General features: G+C 66.2%; 6 protein-coding genes. All 6 read left to right on the top strand.

Going from position 1 to position 4,708, the window contains the following annotated elements:
* Positions 1 to 100: 100 nt before the first annotated feature.
* On the top strand, positions 101 to 601 hold the full coding sequence (locus P1J78_RS24160) for a sigma factor-like helix-turn-helix DNA-binding protein (protein ID WP_275569927.1): 501 nt from the start codon (positions 101 to 103) through the stop codon (positions 599 to 601).
* Positions 602 to 615: 14 nt separating this feature from the next.
* The gene (locus tag P1J78_RS24155; protein ID WP_275569926.1) at positions 616 to 834 is read left to right on the top strand and encodes a hypothetical protein; all 219 of its coding nucleotides are present in this window, start codon (positions 616 to 618) and stop codon (positions 832 to 834) included.
* Positions 834 to 1,874 (top strand): fatty acid desaturase, encoded by a 1,041-nt coding sequence (locus P1J78_RS24150; protein ID WP_275569929.1) that lies wholly within the window; start codon positions 834 to 836, stop codon positions 1,872 to 1,874. The genes P1J78_RS24155 and P1J78_RS24150 overlap by 1 nt, the downstream gene beginning before the upstream one ends.
* 75 nt (positions 1,875 to 1,949) lie before the next feature.
* On the top strand, positions 1,950 to 2,366 hold the full coding sequence (locus P1J78_RS24145; RefSeq protein WP_374213422.1) for a ribbon-helix-helix domain-containing protein: 417 nt from the start codon (positions 1,950 to 1,952) through the stop codon (positions 2,364 to 2,366).
* A 30-nt stretch (positions 2,367 to 2,396) separates the two neighbouring features.
* Complete coding sequence (locus P1J78_RS24140) at positions 2,397 to 3,482, top strand: extracellular catalytic domain type 1 short-chain-length polyhydroxyalkanoate depolymerase (protein ID WP_275569925.1); 1,086 nt, start codon at positions 2,397 to 2,399, stop codon at positions 3,480 to 3,482.
* Between the two features lie 176 nt (positions 3,483 to 3,658).
* Positions 3,659 to 4,708, top strand: a 1,050-nt coding sequence (locus P1J78_RS24135) for a phospholipase D-like domain-containing protein (protein WP_275569924.1), incomplete at its 3' end; no start/stop codon positions are given.

The following is a 4,708-nucleotide window of genomic DNA, read 5'->3' as shown; positions in this document are numbered from 1 at the left end:
GCGTATCGCTCCTTCGGGAGGTTCTGGCAGGCTTCAGCACCCGCCACGATACGCCGCCTTCTCAGGCGCCATCACCCAATTTCAGCCATAGCTGTTCCGGATGCTTCGGGAAACCTACTATGCAAAGCGATGCCAGCCCGAGGAGGGCGTCGCCAAAAGCGTCATCGTCAAGGTCACCGCGCCGGAAGATTCCGGTTTCCGCCGGATTTTCGACGCGCTTCCCGACGAACAGCGCGAGGCGCTTATCCTCGTGGTTGCCCAGGCGTTTTCGTTCGATGACGCCGCGAAGGTATGCGGCTGCTCTCCCGCGACGATAAAGAGTCGGGTCACGCTCGGGCGGCGTAAGCTGGTCGCCAGTGCATCGCAAATTCAAGTCGCGTCCGGCACGGCCGTGCTCCCTGTTGTGCGCCTTGGCAGGGAGCATGATCAATCATTGCCGTGGTCGCAGGGCGCGCAAAACCGGATGGCACCAATCTTCGGCATACGATCCGCACAAAGCTTGACGCCGGCGTCCGGAGAAATCGGCGCGACAAGTTCTGTCAGAACGGGTCCCCGCCTCGTGCCTGCGCCTGACTACCCGAACGCAGCAGATTACCCCTAAGAAGGAGATTACCCTTGCTGACGAAAGACACCGTATTCCGCCCGAAGGCTCGGGAATCCAAGGCGGCGGGCACCCATTCCGCTGCAATGCTGATCATTGACGCCGAGATTGCGGCACGGGACGTGAAGACGCAGCGGTTGCGCAAGGCGAGACTGGAACGGGAGCGGTCCCGACCAAAACCGGTTGCGCCCGCAAAGCTGAAGAAGCGTACGACCCCGAGGAAATCCGCTTGATGACGGGAAACGTAGAATTTGATACGCGACGGTCCGGCTCCGAACAACGCATCGCCGCGCGCGAATGGGTCGCCGTTCTCGCGCAATACCGGGAGCCGTCCCTCTCACGAAGCACGTGGGAGATCGCCATCACGGCGGGTCCCTTCGCTGGTCTGTGGGCGCTGGCCTGTTGGAGCGTCGACTTCAGCTACACGCTCGCCGCGGTCCTTGCCGTCCTGAACGCCATGTTCTTGGTGCGGCTGTTCATGATCCAGCACGATTGCGGCCATGCCGCTTTCTTCGACAATCGCAGCGTCAGCGACTGGGTCGGACGCGCCATCGGCGTGCTGACGCTGACGCCCTACGACACCTGGCGCCGTCTGCACGCGGCCCATCATGCGGGGACCGGCAACCTCGAGCGGCGGGGCATCGGCGACGTCCTGACACTGACCGTGGCGGAATACCGCGGCCTGCCGTTCTTCGGGCGCCTCAAGTACCGGCTCTACCGCCACCCGCTCACCCTGTTAGGTCTGGGGCCGTTCTACGTTTTCTTCCTTTGCAATCGGCTGCCGCTTGGCCTGATGCGCGCCGGCCGAAAATACTGGGTCAGCGCGATGGGGACCAATGCAGCGATCGCTGCTCTGTTGGTGGGCATCGGATACATGGGCGGCATCGACGTCCTTGTCTTCATCTTCCTGCCCACGATGCTGGTCGCGGCCTCGATCGGGGTGTGGCTGTTCTACGTGCAGCACCAGTTCGAGGAAACGAGCTGGGACCACGAGCCCGATTGGCAGCTTCACGACGCGGCGCTGCATGGAAGCTCGTACTACGTCCTGCCCGGGCCGCTGCGTTGGCTGACGGCCAATATCGGGATGCATCACCTGCACCATCTACAATCGCGCGTGCCGTTCTACCGTCTGCCCGAAATCCTGCGTGACCATCCCGAGTTGGCCGAGGCGCAGCGGCTGACGCTGGGTGAAAGTCTCTCATGCGTGCGCAAGCACCTGTGGGACGAGGAAAACCGCCGGCTCGTGACATTCGCGGCAGCGCGGGCGTCCTGAGGTGGTCTGACTCCGAGGGCCGGTGGATTGGTCCTTGCACCGGCGCACGTCTATCCCTACTTACCATCCAAGTGGATGGAGATTAAGTTGCCTCGCCAGATCAAGCCCAGTGACACGGAGAAAGTCACGATCAACCTCGGCTACGTCGACCTCGGCCGCATCGATCTGCTGGTCGAGGAAGGCTTTTATTCCAACAGGACCGACTTCATCCGAACCGCGATCCGCGCGCAGCTTGGCGCTCACGGCGCCGAGGTAGGCCGCCTGATCGAGCGGCGCACGCTCGATGTCGGACTGCGCGATTTCACCCGCGCCGATCTCGAAGCCGCCCGCGATGCGGGCGAGGTTCTGCACATCAAGGTCGTCGGGCTCGCGCGGCTGGCCCACGACATCACGCCCGATCTCGCCCTGGCGACCATCGGTTCGATCAACGTCCTCGGCGCGCTTCAGGCGCCGCCCGAACTGCGCGCCGCGCTGGCGCATCGCACAACCTGACGGCTGCGGCCGATCCCGAAAGGCAAACAGATGAACGACGATTTCGCGACGGCCATGCGCCGCTCGCTCGACCAGACGCGTGCCGGACACCCATTCGCCGCAACGCGCACGATCCAGGCGGCGCTTGCAGGCTCGGCCGAAACGCCGTCCCCGGCCGACGTGATGCCGAAGGCAATGGCGTTCCGCCGCGCGAAGCCGACCGGGCCGCGTTCGCGGCTTTCGCAGGTCGTCTCGGAGCTTTCGAAACGGGCCAAGGGCTTCGAGGCCCCGTCGAGCCGGGCGCAACCCGTGGTCGACGTGCCGGACGGCGCGTTGTTCGAGCGCCGGGCCCATGCCGGCCCGCACGGCGCGCGGGACTATTACCTTTACCGCCCCTCCGACCAAGAGGCACCGGTCCGCGGCGTGATCCTCATGCTGCATGGCTGCACGCAATCGTCCGAAGATTTCGCTGCCGGGACGCGGATGAACACCCAGGCCGAGCGGCACGGGCTGGTCGTGGCTTATCCTGAGCAGACGCGCGCGCACAACGCCCAGGCGTGCTGGAACTGGTTCCGGCCCGGAGACCGGTCGCGGGCGGGGGGCGAGGCGGCGCTGCTGGCCGACCTGGCTGCTGCCGTGGCGGAGGAGCACGACGTGCCGGCGGGCCGTGTCTTCGTCGCAGGCCTTTCGGCGGGCGGTGCGATGGCGGCCATCCTCGCCCAGACCCACCCGGAGGTCTTCGCCGCCGCGGGCGTGCATTCCGGCCTTGCGCCGGGATCGGCGAGCGACGTCATGTCGGCCTTGGGCGCGATGCGTGGCCAGCCCGCGTCGGACGCGGAACCGCTTGCCGTGCCGGCGATCATCTTCCAGGGCTCGGCCGACAACACGGTCGCGCCGGTGAACGCGGGCCGGTTGGCCGGGCCGCTGGAAGACGCTGTTCCCGTGTCCGGAGAGGAAGCCGGGCGCCGCTACGACGTGCTGCGCGCGCGGAACGCGGCCGGCCACCCGGTCGAGGTCTGGAGGATCGACGGCGCGGGCCACGCGTGGTCCGGGGGCCATGCCGGCGGCAGCTACGCCGATCCGCAAGGACCCGACGCCTCGGCCGAAATGGTGCGTTTCTTCCTTGCGCGGGCATAGCGACGGGGCGGTCGCGCAACGGGTTTCATAAGACAACCATGGTCAGGCCCCGCGGCCCGAGAACCGTGGCGGAGCATCCTACACTTCGGCGAGAGTGGCAAGCAATGCAAGAGACCCAACCCGTTCTGCGGCCCGGCGATACCTGCTGGAGGATCGAAACGGCAGACAGGCTGGCGGTGATCGTCGACGCGGCCGACTATTTCGCGCTTCTGCGCGAGGTGATGCAGAAGGCGCAGCACAGTGTCATCATGATCGGCTGGGAGTTCGACACGCGGATCTCGCTCGATTCGCGCGAAGACCCAGGCGGCGTTCCTGACCGCCTGGGCAAGTTCCTGACCTGGCTCGTCCGCCAGCGTCCCGATCTCGACATCCGGCTGCTGCAATGGGACGTCGGGCTTCTGAGCACGCTCGGCCGGGGCTCCACACCTCTCCGCCTCGCGGACTGGCTGCTCGGGGGCCAGATCCGCCTCAAGCTCGATCATGCACATCCTTCTGGCGCTGCGCATCACCAGAAGATCATCGTGATGGACGACGTTCTCGCCTTCTGCGGCGGCATCGACGCGACCGCGGACCGCTGGGACACGAAGGAGCACGTGGACGACAGCCCCTACCGGATCAGGCCCACGACGAAACGGCCCTACGACCCGTGGCACGACGCGACCGTGGCGGTTGGCGGCGACGCAGCCCGAGCGTTGGGCGACCTGGCGCGGACGCGGTGGGAACACGCCACCGACGAGGCCATGACGCCGCCGCCCGCCGTCGCGCCGATCTGGCCGGAATGCCTGGAGCCGATGCTCCGGGACGCCGAGGTCGCGATCTCGCGCACGATGCCGGCCCATGCGGGGCGAGACGAGGTCCACGAGATCGAGTCGCTCTACCTCGCGATCATCGCCGCCGCGCGGCGCACCCTTTACATCGAAAGCCAGTATTTCGCCTCGCGTCTTCTGGCCGAAGCGATCGCTGCGCGGCTGGGTGAACCGGACGGCCCCGAAATCGTCGTCGTGAACCCCGAGACGGCACAAGGGTGGCTGGAAGAGAAAGCGATGGGATCAGCCCGCGCGCAGCTTCTGGAGTTCGTCCGAAAGTCAGATGTGCACGGCCGTTTCAGGCTCTACACCCCCGTGACCGAGGGCGGAGGCCCGATCTACGTTCATGCCAAGATCGTCATCATGGACAACCGCCTGATGCGTGTAGGGTCCTCCAACCTCAACAACCGCTCGCTCGGC

The organism is Psychromarinibacter sediminicola (assembly GCF_029168335.1).
GTDB lineage: Bacteria > Pseudomonadota > Alphaproteobacteria > Rhodobacterales > Rhodobacteraceae > Psychromarinibacter > Psychromarinibacter sediminicola.
The sequence above is the reverse complement of the archived record's forward strand: the minus strand, read 5'-3'. Positions and strand labels throughout refer to the sequence as shown.

What these genes read in the sequence shown, in the direction of transcription:
- P1J78_RS24160 (WP_275569927.1), top strand. Translation starts at nt 101, where the DNA reads ATGCTTCGGGAAACCTACTATGCAAAGCGATGCCAGCCCGAGGAGGGC.
- P1J78_RS24150 (WP_275569929.1), top strand. Translation starts at nt 834, where the DNA reads ATGACGGGAAACGTAGAATTTGATACGCGACGGTCCGGCTCCGAACAA.
- P1J78_RS24145 (WP_374213422.1), top strand. Translation starts at nt 1,950, where the DNA reads ATGGAGATTAAGTTGCCTCGCCAGATCAAGCCCAGTGACACGGAGAAA.
- P1J78_RS24140 (WP_275569925.1), top strand. Translation starts at nt 2,397, where the DNA reads ATGAACGACGATTTCGCGACGGCCATGCGCCGCTCGCTCGACCAGACG.